Annotated in this window: 12 protein-coding genes and 1 pseudogene; 8 read left to right on the forward strand and 5 right to left on the reverse strand. The window is 73.5% G+C overall.

The window, feature by feature from the left end; genetic code table 11:
• Positions 1-27: 27 nt before the first annotated feature.
• Complete coding sequence (locus AB0B63_RS10315; RefSeq protein ID WP_208565211.1) at positions 28-597, reverse strand: snapalysin family zinc-dependent metalloprotease; 570 nt, start codon at positions 595-597, stop codon at positions 28-30.
• A 205-nt stretch (positions 598-802) separates the two neighbouring features.
• Here AB0B63_RS10315 and AB0B63_RS10320 point away from each other — a divergent pair, with 205 nt between their 5' ends.
• From AB0B63_RS10320 to AB0B63_RS10330, 3 genes are all read left to right on the forward strand, one after another.
• A complete protein-coding gene (locus AB0B63_RS10320) occupies positions 803-2,335 on the forward strand; it encodes an acyl-CoA carboxylase subunit beta (protein WP_208565212.1) in 1,533 nt (510 codons plus the stop codon).
• 202 nt (positions 2,336-2,537) lie between these two features.
• Positions 2,538-3,686, forward strand: coding sequence for an acyl-CoA dehydrogenase family protein (locus AB0B63_RS10325; protein WP_357016666.1), 1,149 nt, complete (start codon positions 2,538-2,540; stop codon positions 3,684-3,686).
• A gap of 124 nt (positions 3,687-3,810) precedes the next feature.
• Positions 3,811-6,435 carry a helix-turn-helix domain-containing protein gene (locus AB0B63_RS10330; RefSeq protein ID WP_357016669.1) on the forward strand — a complete coding sequence of 875 codons (2,625 nt, stop codon included), beginning with the start codon at positions 3,811-3,813 and terminating at the stop codon, positions 6,433-6,435.
• Between the two features lie 300 nt (positions 6,436-6,735).
• On the opposite strand, the gene AB0B63_RS10335 is transcribed toward AB0B63_RS10330, so the two are convergent.
• Entirely contained in the window at positions 6,736-7,242 is a 507-nt protein-coding gene (locus AB0B63_RS10335; RefSeq protein WP_208565215.1) for a MarR family transcriptional regulator, read from the reverse strand.
• 101 nt (positions 7,243-7,343) lie between these two features.
• Between AB0B63_RS10335 and AB0B63_RS10340 the strand changes: the two genes are divergently transcribed.
• From AB0B63_RS10340 to AB0B63_RS10350, 3 genes are all read left to right on the forward strand, one after another.
• Positions 7,344-7,922, forward strand: coding sequence for a YceI family protein (locus AB0B63_RS10340; protein ID WP_208565216.1), 579 nt, complete (start codon positions 7,344-7,346; stop codon positions 7,920-7,922).
• 238 nt (positions 7,923-8,160) lie between these two features.
• Positions 8,161-9,639: a glutamate--cysteine ligase gene (locus AB0B63_RS10345; protein ID WP_208565217.1), complete on the forward strand. Its 1,479-nt coding sequence runs from the start codon at positions 8,161-8,163 to the stop codon at positions 9,637-9,639.
• 673 nt (positions 9,640-10,312) lie between these two features.
• Positions 10,313-10,489, forward strand: coding sequence for a hypothetical protein (locus AB0B63_RS10350; protein ID WP_357017096.1), 177 nt, complete (start codon positions 10,313-10,315; stop codon positions 10,487-10,489).
• Here AB0B63_RS10350 and AB0B63_RS10355 read toward each other — a convergent pair.
• Positions 10,463-11,344, reverse strand: a pseudogene (locus tag AB0B63_RS10355) (hypothetical protein); the annotation flags it as partial. The gene AB0B63_RS10350 and the pseudogene AB0B63_RS10355 sit on opposite strands and share 27 nt — an antisense overlap.
• Positions 11,345-11,456: 112 nt before the next feature.
• On the opposite strand from AB0B63_RS10355, the gene AB0B63_RS10360 reads away from it, so the two are divergent.
• Together AB0B63_RS10360 and AB0B63_RS10365 are read left to right on the forward strand one after the other, a co-directional pair.
• Positions 11,457-12,131 (forward strand): PASTA domain-containing protein, encoded by a 675-nt coding sequence (locus tag AB0B63_RS10360; RefSeq protein ID WP_208565218.1) that lies wholly within the window; start codon positions 11,457-11,459, stop codon positions 12,129-12,131.
• A gap of 142 nt (positions 12,132-12,273) precedes the next feature.
• A complete protein-coding gene (locus AB0B63_RS10365; protein ID WP_357016674.1) occupies positions 12,274-13,008 on the forward strand; it encodes a PASTA domain-containing protein in 735 nt (244 codons plus the stop codon).
• Positions 13,009-13,085: 77 nt separating this feature from the next.
• Here the strand turns inward: AB0B63_RS10365 and AB0B63_RS10370 are convergent, their stop codons facing one another.
• Positions 13,086-13,601 carry a hypothetical protein gene (locus tag AB0B63_RS10370; RefSeq protein ID WP_357016677.1) on the reverse strand — a complete coding sequence of 172 codons (516 nt, stop codon included), beginning with the start codon at positions 13,599-13,601 and terminating at the stop codon, positions 13,086-13,088.
• A gap of 101 nt (positions 13,602-13,702) precedes the next feature.
• Complete coding sequence (locus AB0B63_RS10375) at positions 13,703-13,987, reverse strand: hypothetical protein (RefSeq protein ID WP_219465440.1); 285 nt, start codon at positions 13,985-13,987, stop codon at positions 13,703-13,705.
• Positions 13,988-14,518 lie beyond the last annotated feature (531 nt).

The following is a 14,518-nucleotide window of genomic DNA, read 5'->3' on the forward strand; positions in this document are numbered from 1 at the left end:
GGCCCCTCCGTCGGATCGTCCGCTGGGTCAGCCCACGGTGAGCAGGCCCGGCCAGCTGTCCTTGAAGACCTGGCTGCCGGTGCTGCTGCGGCGGTCGTTGGCGCTGAGGGTGCCGGCGAACAGGCTGCTGACCCGGTTCGCCTCGGTGGTGCTCGGGTACGGGTTGGTGCAGCTCGTGCCGGCGCTGCCGCCCGACATCAGGATCGCGCAGTTGCCGTTGTAGTTGTCGGGCAGGCCGAGGATGTGCCCGATCTCGTGGGTCATGATCCGCAGCGGGCTGTACTGGGCGGCCTGCTGGGTGTCGATGTAGACCCGGCCGTTGCCGAGGCTGGTGCGCTGGGCGTACGAGCCGCCGCCGGTGATCTGGTAGATCCGCAGGTTGGTGCCGCAGTTCGCGGTGAGCGTCAGGTTGTTGGTGGCGTTGTTCCAGATCGACGCGGCCTGGTTGGCGATGCCCGCGTAGCTGGGCGCCTGGCTGGTGTTGTAACAGATGGTCATCGCGGCGGAGGCGGGCGCGGGGTTGGCGACCGTGAGGCCGAGGGTCGCCGTCGCCGTCGCCAGGGCGGCGACGGCGAGGCGCTTGATGCGTGAGTTCATGACTCACTCCAATCCGGAGGGGGTGTCTGGAGCGTAGCCACATCGATAGTTGAGTATCAATATCCAGAGCGGAAGTCGGTCGGGTGGTCGGGTGAGGCCCGGATGCGCTAGCCTAACGATCGTTCAGGCTGGTCGGCGCGTCCACGACGCCGACGGCGCGGGTGGCGGTCGGGCGCGTCCACGGGGCGCGGGCGAGGGGGTCGGCGTGACGCTCGACGGTGCGGCACTGGAGCAGCTGCGCAAGCGCGCCCGCTCCGGCGGGGCCGACAAATACCATGCGGCGAACGCCGGCAAGGGCAAGCTCTTCGCCCGGGAGCGGGTCGCCATCCTGGTCGACGAGGGCTCGTTCGTCGAGGACGGCCTCTATGCCAACGCACTGGCCGAGGGGCTGCCCGCCGACGGCGTGGTCACCGGCACCGCCACCATCGACGGCCGGCCGGTCTGCCTGATGGCCAACGACTCCACGGTCAAGGCCGGCAGTTGGGGCGCGCGCACCGTCGAGAAGATCATCCGGATCATCGAGCGGGCCTACTCGACAGGCGTGCCGATGGTCTACCTGGTCGACTCGGCCGGCGCCCGGATCACCGACCAGGTCGACCTCTTCCCCGGCCCCCGCGGCGCCGGCAAGATCTTCTGGAACCAGGTCCGCGCCTCCGGGGCGATCCCGCAGGTCTGCGCGTTGTTCGGGCCGAGCGCCGCCGGTGGGGCGTACATCCCGGCGTTCTGCGACGTGGTGGCCATGGTCGAGGGCAACGCCAGCATGTACCTCGGCTCCGACCGGATGGTCGAGATGGTCACCGGGGAGAAGACCACCCTGGAGGCGATGGGTGGGGCCCGGGTGCACTGCGCCGAGTCCGGCGTCGGGCACTTCCTGTGCAGGACCGAGGCCGACGCGCTCGACGTGGTGCGGGACTACCTGTCCTACCTGCCGTCGAACTGGCAGCAGCAACCGCCGGCCGCGCCGGCCGTCGCCGCGCCCGCCAAGGCCGACCTGGCCGCGCTGGTGCCGGCCAGCGAGCGGCAGGCGTTCGACATGCGCCGGTACGTCAAGGGCCTGCTCGACGACGGCTCGTTCTTCGAGATCCAGGCACTCTGGGCCAGGGAGCTGACCATCGGGTTCGGCCGGCTCAACGGCGAGGTCGTCGGCGTGGTCGGCAACAACTCGATGTTCAAGGGCGGGGTGCTCTTCGTCGACTCGGCCGACAAGGCGACCCGGTTCGTGCAGCTCTGCGACGCGTTCAACGTGCCGCTGCTGTTCCTGAGCGACGTGCCCGGGTTCATGGTCGGCAGCGCGGTGGAGAAGCAGGGCATCATCCGGCACGGGGCCAAGATGATCACCGCGATCTCCGAGGCGACCGTACCCAAGATCTGTGTGGTGGTGCGCAAGGCGTACGGCGCGGGCCTGTACGCGATGGCCGGCCCCGGCTTCGAGCCGGACGCGACGATCGCCCTGCCCACCGCGAAGATCGCGGTGATGGGTGCCGAGGCGGCCGTCAACGCCGTCTACGCCAACAAGATCGCCGCGATCCCCGACGAGGCCGAGCGGGCCGCGTTCGTCGCCGCCAAGCGGGCCGAGTACGAGCGGGACATCGACGTGGTACGCCTCGCCAGTGAGCTGGTGATCGACACGATCGTCGAACCGCACGAGCTGCGCGCCGAACTGGTCCGCCGGTTCACCGCCGCCCGCAGCAAGGACCGGCACTTCTCCCGCCGCCGGCACGGTGTCACCCCGGTCTGACCGACCGCCGCCGGTGACCCGCCTGACCCGCCGTCCGCAACACGAACCGCCGCCCCGACCACACCGGTCGGCACCGGACCGCCCGGTCACTGACCGCCGGGCCACCGCCACCGCCGTCGACCGGGACCGACCGGTCGTCCAGCCGATCCGCCGTCCCCGGCGTCACGAGCGTCCGGGGGAGGCACCCGCACAGGAGGAACCGATGGACTTCCGGCTCAGCGAGGAGCACGAGGCGCTGCGGGAGAGCGTGCGGGACTTCGCCCGCGACGCCGTCGCCCCGGTGATCGCCGAACACTACGAGCGGCACACCTTCCCTTACGAGATCGTCCGGCAGATGGGCAAGATGGGGCTGTTCGGCCTGCCCTTCCCCGAGGAGCACGGCGGCATGGGCGGCGACTACTTCGCGCTCTGCCTGGCCCTGGAGGAGTTGGCCCGGGTCGACTCCAGCGTGGCGATCACCCTGGAGGCGGCGGTCTCCCTCGGCGCGATGCCGATCCACCGGTTCGGCACCGACGAGCAGAAGGCCCGGTGGCTGCCGAGGCTGCTCAGCGGCGAGGCCCTCGCGGGATTCGGGCTCACCGAGCCGGGCACCGGCTCGGACGCGGGCGGCACCCAGACACGGGCCGTCCTGGACGGCGACGAGTGGGTGATCAACGGGTCGAAGGCGTTCATCACCAACTCGGGCACCGACATCACCGCCCTGGTCACCGTCACCGCGGTCACCGGCACCAACCCGGACGGCTCGAAGGAGCTGTCCACCATCATCGTGCCGTCGGGGACCCCCGGCTTCACCGTCGCGCCCGGGTACTCGAAGGTGGGGTGGAACGCCTCGGACACCCACGAGCTGACCTTCGACGACTGCCGGGTGCCGGCCGGGAACCTGCTCGGCGCGCGGGGTCGGGGCTTCGCCCAGTTCCTGCGGATCCTCGACGAGGGGCGGATCGCCATCGCCGCCCTGGCCGTCGGCCTCGCCCAGGGCTGCGTCGACGAGTCGGTGAAGTACGCGAAGGAGCGCCAGGCGTTCGGCCAGCCGATCGGCAACTACCAGGCCATCCAGTTCAAGATCGCCGACATGGAGCTGAGGGCGCACACCGCCCGGCTGGCCTACTACGACGCCGCCGCGCGGATGCTCGCCGGTGAACCGTTCAAGCGGCAGGCGGCGATCGCCAAGCTGCACGCCAGCACCGTCGCGGTGGACAACGCCCGGGAGGCCACCCAGATCCACGGCGGCTACGGCTTCATGAACGAGTACCCGGTGGCCCGGTTCTGGCGGGACTCCAAGATCCTGGAGATCGGGGAGGGCACCTCCGAGGTGCAGCGGATGATCATCGCCCGCGACCTGGGCATGTGACCGTCCCGCCCGGGCGGGTGGGGCACCGCGCGGCGACAGCGGTTTGTCGGGTATCCGCAGCCCTTCGTCAGTAGGCCGACGAAGGGCTGCCCGGCGTCGTATCCCGACCGTACCCTTCCTGCCCATGACCCCGGATCATGATCACTCGCCCGGCGTGGGTGGTCGTACCCCGATCGGGGAGCTGGTGCGGTCCCACCGCCTGGCCGCCGGTCTCACCCAGGTCGACCTGGCGCAGCGGGCCGGGGTTGGCGTGCGGACGGTCCGTGACCTGGAACGCGGCCGGTCGCACCGGCCGCAACGCACCACCACCGAGCTGATCGCCGGGGCGCTCGGCCTGACCGGCCAGGCCCGGGCCGGCTTCCTGGCCAGCGCCCGTGGCCAGGCCCTCCCCGCCCCGACCGACCCGGGTGGCGGCGGCCCGCCGCACCGACCTGTCGTCGGCACCGTCCTGCGGGACCTCGACCTGCCGGGTACGCCGATGGCGCTCCCCCCGGCGGTCGAGCTGATCGGCCGGGAACGGGAGCTGACCGAGCTGACCGGGCTGCTCACCGGCGACGGCTGGCCCCCGGTGCTGAGCCTGGTCGGCCTGGCCGGGGTGGGCAAGACCGCGCTCGCCCTGGCCGTGGCGCACGCGGTGGCGCACGCCCACCCCGGCGGGGTGGCCGGCGTGCTGGTCGGCACCGGCTCCGACGGCAACGACGTGCTCTCCGCGGCCTGCGCGGTGCTCGGCGCGGCCCGGCTCGCCGAGTTGGCCGCCCGGCTCCGGGGCTGCCCGGCGCTGCTGCTGGTCGACGCGGTCGAGCGGGCCCCCGACCCGGTGGCCGAGGTGCTGCACCTGCTCGTCGCGGCGGTACCCACCCTGCGGGTGGTGGTGACCGGACGACACCCGGTCGGCATCCCCGGTGAACTCGTCCGCCCGGTGGCCCCGCTGGAGGTGCCCCCGGCCGACGTGGTCGACCCGGACGAGCTGGCCCGCTGGCCGGCGGCGGCCCTGTTCACCACCCGACTGACCCGGGTCCGCCCCGAACCGCCCGGCCCCGACGAGCTGCCCGCCCTCACCGCGCTGGTACGCCGGCTCGACGGCCTGCCGTTGGCGATCGAGCTGATGGCGGCCCGTGGGCGGATCCTCGACCTGCCCGAACTGCTCGACCGGTACGGCGACCGGGTGCTCGACCTGGCCGGCCCGGAACTCGGCGGGCGGGGTTGGGAGGCCGCGCCGTCGGGTCGTACCGGCGAACCGGCCCGCACGACGGTGGCGGTGACCCTGCGGGAGGCGGTGGCCACCAGCTACCGGCTGCTCGACGACGGCGAACAGGCCGCCCTGCGTCGACTCTCGGTCTTCGCCAACCGGTGGTCGGTGGAGCTGGCCGAGGAGCTGCTCGCCGACGACGTCGACCCGGATCCGGCGACGGTGGTCGATCCGGTGCCCCTGCTCGACCGGCTGGTCGAGTTGGGCCTGCTCAGCGTCCGGGGTACCGGGTCGCTGCGGTTCCGCCTGCTCGACGCGGTCCGCGAGTACGCCGTCGAGCAGGCCGCCGGCCGGGGGGAGTTGACCGCCGTACGACGCCGGCACGCGGTGGTGATCACCCGGCTGGTGACCCGTACCGCGCCGGATCTGGTCGGCGCGCGACAGCCCGCGGCCGCCCGCCGGCTCGACGAGGCGACCGGGGACATCGGCGCGGCCCTGGCGCACGCCGCCGGGGACGACCCGGTCACCGCGCTGCGGTTGGCGGCCCGACTGACCCGCTGGTGGCGGATGCGGGGGCGGGACGTCAGCGGTCGGCAGTGGCTGCGGCGGCTGCTCGCGGACCCGCGTACCGCCGATGCCGATCCGGTCCTGCGGGCGTGGGCGCTGCTCGGGGTGGCCCGGCTCGCCGCCGAGCACGGCGCTGCGGCACAGGAACTGCCCGCCGCCCGCGCCGCGCTCGTGGTGCTCGCCGGCCGGGCCGACGTGGCCGGTGAACTGACGGCACGGATCGTGCTCGGCACCCTGCTGGTCGCCACCGGGGGCTACGACGAGGCGGCCGAACAGGCGCACGCGGTGCTGACCCTGGCCACCCGGCACGGCCGGACCCGGGACATGGCCGTCGCCCAGCACCAGCTGACCTGGCACGAGATCCGCCTCGGTGACCTGCCGGCCGCCCGACGCCGACTTGCCGCGGTGGACCGGCTGGCGGCCCAGTGCGGGGAGCCCCGGCTGCGCCTGCTGGCCCGCGCCGACCTGGCCGAGGTGGCCCGGTTGGAGGGCCGGCACGGCGACGCGGTGGAGCAGGGTCGGCGGGTGGTCGCCGCGTTGGTCGGGGTGGGGGACCCGGGGCACCGACGGCGGGTGCTCGGCACGGTGGGCCTGGCGCTGGCCCGGTCGGGCCGGGTGGACGAGGCGGCCGAGGTCCTGGCCGAGCTGCGCTGCGACGGTCGTCCGGGCCCGTCCGGGACCCGGACGGCGGCGGAAGCGGGGACGGTGGTGGGTCGTCCGGCCGGGGGTGGGCCGGTCCGGGCGGAGGAGGGGGTGTGCGCGTTGATCGAGGGCACGATGGCGCTGCACCGGGGGGACCGGGAGCTGGCTGCGGAGTGGTTCGCGGTGGCGGTCGCCGCCGGGGAGCTCGGTCAGGACCGACGGGACGTGATCGAGGCGCTGGTCGGGCTGGCCGCGAGCACCGGTTCCGCCGAGGTGCGGCAGCGGTTGGCGCAGGTGTGCCGGCGCAGCGGCATCCGGCTGCTACCGGAGGAGGAGAACCTGCTGGCCTAGGTGCGGGAACGCCCGTCGGCCGAGGCGCAGGAAAGCCCGTCGGCCGAGGTGTGGACAGCCCGTCGGCCGAGGCGCGGAAGCCCGTCGGTCGAGGTGCGGGGGTGGCGCGAGCGAACAAGCCCCCTGGTCAAACCCCTCGCTCAATCGCTCGCGCCGGCACCCCCCGGTGCTCCCCCCGCGCGATGAAGGCTAGCCAGCCGGGACATCCGATTTGTGGGGATCGGCGAGTGTGCGTCCGGTGGGTCGACCGGGTTCTGCCGCTTTTTCTGCCGGTGGGTCGCCCGGGTCCCTGTGGGCGGGTCAGCAGGCGGACGCCGGCTCGTCGGTGGGTGCCTGGTCGGTGCTGCCGGCCGTCGCCCCCGGGTGGACGGCGTCGCGTACCCGGCGCAGCCCGTCCAGCATCGCGGCCAGGGTCTCGGGTTCGAGCTGGCCGGTGAACCACTGCTCGATGATCCGCAGGTGACCCGGCAGGGTCTCGTCCAGCCGCTGCATGCCGGCCGGCGTGACCACCGCGTACGAGCTGCGCCGGTCGGACGGGCAGGCGCGACGGCGGAGCAGCCCGTCGCGTTCCATCCGGTCCACCACCCGGGTGACGCCGCTGGTGGACAGGGAGGTCTGGGCGGCGAGGTCGGTCATCCGCAGCTGGTTGCCCGGCGAGCGGGCCAGGCGCATCAGCACCTCGAACTCGACTGCGGAGAGGTCGTGCTCCTCGTACTGCGCGGTGAACCGGGCGGTGAGCCCGGCGTGCGCCTCGACCAGGAGGCCGACGGCGGTGATCCGGGGGTCGTCGAACACGTTTTCGTTCACCAGACCATCCTAACAGTGCTTGACACGGGGAATATTGCTGTGGCTATAGTTGCTCAGGCAGTCGTTGGGCTACTAAACAATCTTCCCCGGAGGGCAGTTACATGACCAGCACCGAGTCGGTTACCCGCGACTGGGACGGCCTGACCATTCCCGCCGCCGGCACCTACCTGCTGGACGCCGCGCACAAGCGGGTGGGCTTCGTCGCCCGGCACATGATGGTCAGCAAGGTACGCGGCGAGTTCGCCGACGCGACCGCCACCATCACCGTCGCCGAGGACCCGTTGCAGTCCGCGGTCACCGCCACCATCCAGGCGGCCAGCATCAACACCGCCCAGGCGGACCGGGACGGCCACCTGCGCAGCCCCGAGTTCCTCGACGTCGAGCAGTTCCCGACGCTGGAGTACCGCAGCACCGCCGTGAAGTCGCACGACGGCAACGAGTTCGTCCTGCTCGGTGACCTGACCATCAAGGGTGTCACCCGTCAGGTCGAGCTGGAGGTCGAGTTCGAGGGCGTCGGCCGCACCCCGTTCGGCACCGACGTGTTCGGCTTCACCGCCAGCACCGAGATCGACCGTGAGGAATTCGGCCTGACCTGGAACGTCGCCCTGGAGACCGGTGGCGTGCTGGTCGGCAAGAAGATCAAGATCGAGATCGAGGGCGAGGCCATCCGGCAGGCCTGAGCCACCCCGTCCCCGGGCCCCCGCTCTCCACGAGCGGGGGCCCGACGCGTACGGGTGTGGATTGTCACTGACCGGCGACGGCGCTTCCCGGTGCCGGGGCGACGGCGGCGGGGTAGAGAAGGCGGCAAGCGCATACCCGGTGGGCACTGGCCCCGGCGCGTGGGCGCTCTTACCGTTGTGGTTCACACTGCGCACCGGGACGCTCACCGTCCCGGGCGTCTCACGCCGGGAGGAAACAATGGGTAGGGACGTCGAGCAGGGCGCCTTCTCCCGGGAGGACCGGATCCGCTACCGGCAGAAGGTACGGCGGTGCCTGGACGTCTTCGCGTTGATGCTCGACGATTTCGGCTTCGACGCCGACCGGCCGATGACCGGCCTGGAGATCGAGCTCAACCTGATGGACCCGGACGCCGAACCGGCGATGCGCAACGACGAGATCCTCGCCGCGATCGCCGACCCGCTCTTCCAGACCGAGCTGGGACAGTTCAACCTGGAGCTGAACGCGGCACCCCGGCTGATCGAGGGGGCCGGGTTCGCCAACTACGAGACCGACCTGCGCAGCAGCCTGGACCGGGCCGACGAGCGGGCGGCCAAGTCGGACGCCCGGATCGTCATGGTCGGCATCCTGCCCACCCTGACCGAGCAGCACCTGGTGGCCGACAACCTCTCCACCAACGAGCGCTACCGGGTGCTCAACGACCAGATCGTCGGTGCCCGGGGCGAGGACATCGAGCTGGACATCCGGGGGGTGGAGCAGCTCCGGACGCACACCGACTCGATCGTCCCCGAGGCCGCCTGCACCAGCCTCCAGTTCCACCTCCAGGTGGCCCCGGACAGCTTCGCCGACTACTGGAACGCCTCCCAGGCCATCGCCGGTGTCCAGGTCGCGGTGGGCGCGAACTCGCCGTTCCTCTACGGCCGGCAACTGTGGGCCGAAACCCGGATCGCGCTGTTCCAGCAGGCCACCGACACCCGCCCGGACGAGCTGAAGGCCCAGGGGGTACGCCCCCGGGTGTGGTTCGGTGAACGCTGGATCACCTCGATCTTCGACCTGTTCGAGGAGAACGTCAGGTACTTCCCCCCACTGCTGCCGATCTGCGCCGACGAGGACCCGGTCGAGGTGCTGCACGGTGGCGGCGTCCCGCAGCTGTCCGAGCTGCGGTTGCACAACGGCACCGTCTACCGCTGGAACCGCCCGGTGTACGACATCATGAACGGCCGTCCGCACCTGCGGGTGGAGAACCGGGTCCTGCCGGCCGGCCCGACCGTGGTCGACATGCTGGCCAACGCCGCCTTCTACTTCGGGTTGGCGCGCGGGCTGGCCGAGTCGGACCGGCCGATCTGGAGCCAGCTCACCTTCAGCTCCGCCGAGGAGAACTTCCACGCCGCCGCCCGACGGGGCATGGACGCGGTGCTGCACTGGCCCCGGCTCGGCGAGGTGCCGGTCACCAAGCTGGTCCTCGACACCCTGCTGCCGAAGGCGGCCGTCGGGTTGGACCGGTTCGGTGTCGCCCCCACCGAGCGGGACCGCCTGCTCGGCATCATCGAGCAGCGCTGCCGTACCGGCCGCAACGGCGCGGTCTGGCAGACCGAGACGGTGTGGGCCGCGCAACGGCACCGCAACCTGGACCGGGACGCGGCGCTGCACCACATGGCCAACCGGTACGCCGAGCTGCAACGCAGTAACGAGCCGGTGCACACCTGGCCGGTCGACTGATCCCCTTCATCCCGCCTGCCCTTTTCCGCCCTGCCCCACCCCTTCCGCCCTGCCCCTTCCGCCCTGCCCCTTCCGCCCTGCCCTCGACGCAGCGTTGCCCAGGTCGGCGACGGCGGGTCGGCGGAGACCGTTTATCGCGAAGGGCGTATGCCTGGCTGGCATATTCATGCCGCAGTGTCATACCCGCTTCGCATGACGGTGTGTCGCGACGCCGGATGGGTGTGTGCCGCCGACGCGGGAGGGCGGTGCCCCGACGAGTCGGAGGGCCGGGCGAGACGCGGCCCGGAGAGGGCCGGGCGAGACGTGGCCCGGAGAGGGCCGGCATCCGGGAAGGTCAGGGGGTGCGGCGTCCGGGGCGGGGCCGGGGCACGGCGGGTGGGTCCGCCGGCAGGCTGGCCGGCGACCCGGGGTCCTGCTCCGGAGACCCACTGGCCGGCAACCCGCCGGTCGGAGACCCACCGGCCGGCGGAGCCGTCGGGGCGGCCCGACCCCGGCGGACCGGCCGGGCCCGTCCCACCGCCGAGGGCGTCGGCTCCCCACCCGGGGCGTCGGTCGGGGTGGCCGGGGGGTCCGCCGGGGCGGCCGTGGGATCAGCACGGGTGTCCGGGTCGACACGGGCGTCCGGGTTGGCCCGAGCGCCCACGTCGGTGCGGGCGTCCTGGTTGGCCCGCGCGTGCAGGTCCGCAGGGACGCCCAGGTCCGTAGGGGCGTCCACGTCGGCGCGGGCGTCCGGATCGGACGATGGGACCGGATGGGTGTCGGCCGGCCGGTCGTCCAGCTCGCCGGTGCGGGGGTGCGGTACGGATGCCGTCCGCGCGGCGGCACGCCGCTCGGCCCGCTGGGCGAGTGAGGCCACCAGCACCGACCCGGCCGCCCCGACGATGACCGCGTACGGCGCGACGAGGTGGGCCGAGACCTGGGCCGGCGAGATCGTGGCCAGCCGGGGGACGGCGAGGAAGTAGGCGACGGCGACGAGCAGCGGGCCGGCGGCACCGGAGACCACCGCACCGAGTCGCAACTCCGCCCTACGGGCGGCCCGCCGGGCGGCCAACGCGCCGATCAGCAGCGCCGAGCCGAGGGCGAGCAAAGCTCCCGGCCAGTAGAGGTGGTCCCGCAACCAGAAGCGGGGGCTGTCCTGGGCGATCTGCCAGATGCCGAGTTGGGCGCTGGTCAGCCCCCGTCCGGCGAGCACCCCGTCGACGACGGAGACCACGGCCAGCAACCAGAGCCAGCCGACGGTGGCGGTCACGTTCGTCGCCGCGGCCCGGGAGTGCAGCGTCCACACCGCCACCACCAGCCCGATGAGTACGCCGACCCCGGCGTATCCGGCCGCGACGGTCTGCGGCGAGAAGGTGTCCGGCACGGAGGCGGCCCGGGACGGCACCGCGACCAGCAGCACGGTGATCAACGCGCCGACCGCGCCCGCCACCGCGAGGGTGACCCGGTGCAGGGCGCCGCCGGTCTCGACGTCCGTACCGCGTTCGTGCAGCCGCTGGGCGCAGACCGCCCCGCCGACGGTGGAGACGGCGGCGATCCAGGTCGCCCAGGCGAGACTGGCGAACCAGGACGGCTCGGTGGCCCCGACGTCGACCGGTGCCCAGTTGATGATGCCCAGGCCGTAGCCGAAGCCCAGTTGCGCGGCACCCACGCCGGCGGCGACGCCCACCGCCGTGAGCACCGATCCTCCCCAGCTCCGTCCCGCCATGCCGGGACTGTAGCGTCCCCTGGTCGGGGCGGCGAGTCGGACGAGCGGCGGAGCACGGCCGGTGACCGGTGGGCAGCGGCCGGTACCGTCTCGGGGACGAGGCGGGAGCGGCATGGACGACGAGTACACCGAACAGGACACTACGGAACGCGACCGGCCCGGCCGGGGCAGGCTGCTGCTCGGCGGCACCCTGGCGACGGTGCTGCTGGCCGCCGTCGGTGGCACCGTCGGGTGGGTGCTGGCCGACCCCGGTACCCCCGACACGGGGGCCAACCCGGCGGCGGGCCCCGGACCGGCGAGCCCGTCCGCCGCACCGACCACCGTCCCGCCGACCACCGCGCGGGCCACGACGCCCCCGCCGCCCGCCGCAACCAAGGGTGGCCTGACCGTGCCCCGGCTGGTCGGTCTCGATTTCGAGAAGGCGCGCGACGAACTGCACGACCGCAAGCTCGGCTGGCGGCTGGTCTTCGGCACCGGCTCCGGGCGGACGGTGGTCCGTACCGTGCCCGCCCAGGACACCTCGGTCCGGCCGGGCACCACGGTGCGGGTCGAGGTCAGCGGGCCGGCCCCCGAGGTCGAGGTGCCGGACCTGGTCGGCGAGGACTGTTCGGACGCGGCCGACGAGCTGGGTGACGTCGGCCTGTTCCCCCGGTATCCGACCGGGAACCGGGGCGAGGTCACCGCCCAGGTGCCGGCGGCCGACGCGACCGCGCACTGGAACGACGCGGTGGCGATCTCCTGCGGTGACGGTCCGACGCCGACGGCCGAGGCGACGCCGACGGGGTAGGGGGCGGGTCGTCGCGTCCATCCCGGTGGATGGTGCCCCGGACCGTTACGTTGGGGGCCGAGGGCCACGACCGTCTGGCCGGCCGGGGAGACCGACCCCGGATCCGGGGCCTACCGCCCGCCAGGTGGCGAGAGGACGTGCGATGAGCGACGACCGCCAGGAGCCACCCGCCGACGACGCGACCCGTCCCCTGCCCCCGGCACGACCGGGGGCCGGTGGGCCGCCCGACGCCACCGCCCGGCAGGAGCCGGCGGACGCGACCCGTCCGTTGCCGCCGGTCGGTGGCGGGCCGGCCGGTTCGCCGGTGTGGTCCGGGCGGGCCGGGGTGCCACCGCCGCGTCCGGACGAGCCCCGGGAGCCGGCCGAGTGGTACGGCGAGGATCAGCGCGGCCGGCGCTGGTGGACGCCGATCCTGCTGGGCGTCCTCGGGTTGCTGCTGCTCGGGCTCGTCGGAGCAGGGATCTGGCTGGCCCTGCGGGCGGCGGAATCCCCGTCGGACGAGACACCGACCCCACCGCCGACCGCCCCGACCACGACCGCCCCGACCCGTGCCCCGACGACGAGCGCGCCGACCACCGCAGCGCCGACGACTCCGCCGACCACCCCGCCGACGACCGGCCCCGCCGCCATCGCCGTGCCACCCCTGGTCGGGCTCTCCCAGGAGACCGCGGAGAACCTGCTGGGTCGACTCGGCCTGTCCTCCCGGGTACAGACGCGGGAGTCGGACCGGCCGGCCGGCACCGTCCTGTCCACCGACCCGGGGCAGGGTGAACTGGTGTCGCCGGGGGACGAGGTGACCCTGGTGGTGGCCGCCGAGCCGACGGCGTCGCCGACCGGGGCCGGCACCGCCACGCCGACGGCCAGCCCCACCGGGTGACGGTTCCGCCGCCGGCCCGGGTCGACGTCCGTCGCCGCGCCACCCTGCCGTCTGGTGCCCACCGGGCCCGTCGGGGCTCACCACATCCGGCGTCGGGTGCCCACCAGACCCAGACCGGCCAGGGAGATGGCCAGCCCGAGCAGACCGGAGTAGAAGAGCGACTGGGCGACGGTCTGCGGGTCGTCCGAGGGACGTCGGGGCTCGGTGAGCGTGGACGTGCCGCCGCCCGCCCCCGACTGCGCGCCGTTCGGGTCGGCCGTGGGTCCGGCGGCGGCGTCGGCCGGTCCGCCGGGGCCAGGGTCGCCAGGTTCACGGGCGGCGGCGTCGGCCGCTGCGCCCGAACCTGCGTCGGCCGCTGCGGCGGAGCCGGGGTCGGTGGGCGCGGCGGGGTCGCCGGCCGGGAGGTCGCCCCGCCCGACCACGGTGATCTCGGGCGCCGGTACCGGCTCGGCGAGCCGGGTGGCCGATGTGGCCGGGTAGTGGGTCACCACCGCGACGGTGATGACCGCGCCGATCAGGGCGAGCAGTCCGAAGGCATATCGGATACGGGACCTGTGGTGCCGCCGCGCGGCGGGCAGATTGACCATGGCCATCCCAGGTTCAGGGGCCGGAACGCGCGGGGTGGAGACGTTCGCCGGGGTGGGCGTACCGAGTCTATGGCGGCGGTACGCCCTCCGACCTGGTAATCGGGGAGTCAGCCCACCGCGATCGGTGCGCGGTTGACCGGCCGGCGCGAACGGGCGGGGTGCTGACGGGGCACGGTCGCCGCCCGGAGCTGGGTCAGCCCGGCCTGCTGGACAAAGATCGACCGGCGGCTGACGGCGTCTCCCGACGCGTTCAGCTGGTAGCCGTCAAGCCAGAGCCAACCGTCGTACGTCGGCCAGTCGAGCACCCGGATCACCCGGAAGGTGATCGGCCTGAGGAACTGCACGCTGGCGGCACGCGTCACGTGCAGAACGTCACCGGAGCGGGGAAGCACATGGGCTCCTGGGAGGGTATGGCCGGCGTCGCGGGCCGGCCGGTGCGGAACGGGGACGAGGTGCGGGTCCGGCGACGGGGTTGTGCCTCGCGGGCCGGTGCTCGGTGTGGTGCTGGTCGGGCCGTACCCGCTGGTGGTGGATCGCCACCCGACCATCACCCGGCTGCTCACGGGTGTTACCGCTCCCACCGCCGCAGCCTCCGGGCGTGCAGCGGTGGGGTCATCAACCCGAGGCAGGTCTCGATGACACAACTGGTCCGGGGCGCCCGCCGGCCCGCCCGCTCCCCCGGTGATGATCACTCGGTGAGATCGGTCGAAAGCGATGAGTTACTCGAACCATACGGACAGACTGCATCAGCGTCGTGCTGGATGCAAGTTGCACGTCGACTTTTGCCGATACGTGAGTGCGACACGTGAACCGGGCGCTTGATCACGCCGACTCCGGGGCGGCACACTGGACGCCGGTTCCGCCCGCCGCGGCCGGTCGGCGACCGGGCTCCACCCCTGCCGCGAACGATGCCCGCCGCCCAC

It is taken from the genome of Micromonospora sp. NPDC049081 (assembly GCF_040648835.1).
In the GTDB taxonomy this organism is placed as follows: Bacteria; Actinomycetota; Actinomycetes; order Mycobacteriales; family Micromonosporaceae; genus Micromonospora; species Micromonospora antibiotica.

Coding starts and splice junctions, on each gene's coding strand:
- AB0B63_RS10370 (WP_357016677.1), bottom strand. CDS start 13,601: ATGGCCATGGTCAATCTGCCCGCCGCGCGGCGGCACCACAGGTCCCGT.
- AB0B63_RS10365 (WP_357016674.1), top strand. CDS start 12,274: ATGAGCGACGACCGCCAGGAGCCACCCGCCGACGACGCGACCCGTCCC.
- AB0B63_RS10345 (WP_208565217.1), top strand. CDS start 8,161: ATGGGTAGGGACGTCGAGCAGGGCGCCTTCTCCCGGGAGGACCGGATC.
- AB0B63_RS10325 (WP_357016666.1), top strand. CDS start 2,538: ATGGACTTCCGGCTCAGCGAGGAGCACGAGGCGCTGCGGGAGAGCGTG.
- AB0B63_RS10315 (WP_208565211.1), bottom strand. CDS start 597: ATGAACTCACGCATCAAGCGCCTCGCCGTCGCCGCCCTGGCGACGGCG.
- AB0B63_RS10330 (WP_357016669.1), top strand. CDS start 3,811: ATGACCCCGGATCATGATCACTCGCCCGGCGTGGGTGGTCGTACCCCG.
- AB0B63_RS10340 (WP_208565216.1), top strand. CDS start 7,344: ATGACCAGCACCGAGTCGGTTACCCGCGACTGGGACGGCCTGACCATT.
- AB0B63_RS10360 (WP_208565218.1), top strand. CDS start 11,457: ATGGACGACGAGTACACCGAACAGGACACTACGGAACGCGACCGGCCC.